Source organism: Aquimarina gracilis (genome assembly GCF_035285365.1).
GTDB lineage: Bacteria > Bacteroidota > Bacteroidia > Flavobacteriales > Flavobacteriaceae > Aquimarina > Aquimarina gracilis.
The window spans coordinates 1-1,567 of record NZ_JAYKLX010000017.1 but is presented as its reverse complement, the minus strand read 5'-3'; the positions used below and the strand labels follow the sequence as shown (position 1 = coordinate 1,567).

At 41.2% G+C, this 1,567-nt stretch carries 1 protein-coding gene; it reads right to left on the bottom strand.

Translation table 11 applies throughout. The features are described 5' to 3' along the window. The coding region (locus U6A24_RS23170; RefSeq protein WP_407654092.1) for a beta strand repeat-containing protein at nt 1–1,567 on the bottom strand (1,567 nt) is incomplete at both ends.

Here is a 1,567-nt window from a genome sequence, read left to right as displayed (position 1 = left end):
ATCGGTGATGATAAGGTTGGTACCATCTTCAGTAAGACTAACATTGGTAGTATTAGTATCAATATCAGCTAATGCAATCGCTACGGTACTACCATCAGAATCGGTTAAGATTAAGTTAGTTCCATCTTCAGTAAGACTTGCATTCGTAGTGTTGGTATCAATATCAGCAAGAGCAATCGCTACGGTGCTACCGTCCGAATCGGTTAAGATTAAGTTAGTACCATCTTCGGTAAGACTAGCATTGGTCGTATTGGTGTCAATATCAGCAAGAGCAATAGAAACTGTACTACCATCAGAATCAGTGATGATAAGGTTAGTACCGTCTTCGGTAAGACTAGCATTGGTAGTATTGGTATCAATATCAGCCAGGGCAATGGAAACCGTACTGCCATCGGAATCAGTGATGATAAGGTTAGTTCCGTCTTCAGTAAGACTTGCGTTCGTAGTGTTGGTGTCAATATCAGCAAGAGCAATCGCTACGGTGCTACCATCCGAATCGGTTAAGATTAAGTTAGTTCCGTCTTCAGTTACACTTGCATTGGTCGTATTGGTGTCAATATCAGCTAATGCAATCGCTACAGTGCTACCATCAGAATCGGTTAAGATTAAGTTGGTTCCGTCTTCGGTAAGACTAGCATTGGTTGTATTGGTATCAATATCAGCCAGAGCAATAGAAACTGTACTACCATCGGAATCAGTGATGATAAGGTTAGTTCCGTCTTCAGTAAGACTAACATTTGTAGTATTGGTGTCAATATCAGCTAATGCAATCGCTACGGTGCTACCATCAGAATCGGTTAAGATCAAGTTGGTACCATCTTCGGTAAGACTAGCATTGGTTGTATTGGTATCAATATCAGCCAGAGCAATAGAAACCGTACTACCATCGGAATCAGTGATGATAAGGTTAGTTCCGTCTTCAGTTACGCTTGCATTCGTAGTGTTGGTGTCAATATCAGCCAGAGCAATAGAAACCGTACTACCATCGGAATCAGTGATGATAAGGTTAGTTCCGTCTTCAGTTACGCTTGCATTCGTAGTGTTGGTGTCAATATCAGCCAGAGCAATAGAAACTGTACTACCATCGGAATCAGTGATGATAAGGTTAGTTCCGTCTTCAGTTACACTTGCGTTCGTAGTATTGGTATCAATATCAGCTAATGCAATCGCTACGGTGCTACCATCCGAATCGGTTAAGATTAAGTTAGTTCCATCTTCGGTAAGACTAGCATTGGTAGTATTAGTATCAATATCAGCTAATGCAATCGCTACGGTGCTACCATCCGAATCGGTTAAGATCAAGTTGGTACCATCTTCGGTAAGACTAGCATTTGTAGTATTAGTATCAATATCAGCCAGAGCAATAGAAACCGTACTACCATCGGAATCAGTGATGATAAGGTTAGTTCCGTCTTCAGTTACACTTGCATTGGTAGTATTGGTGTCAATATCAGCTAACGCAATCGCTACGGTGCTACCATCCGAATCGGTTAAGATTAAGTTGGTACCATCTTCAGTAAGACTAGCGTTCGTAGTGTTGGTATCAATATCAGCAAGAGCAATAGAA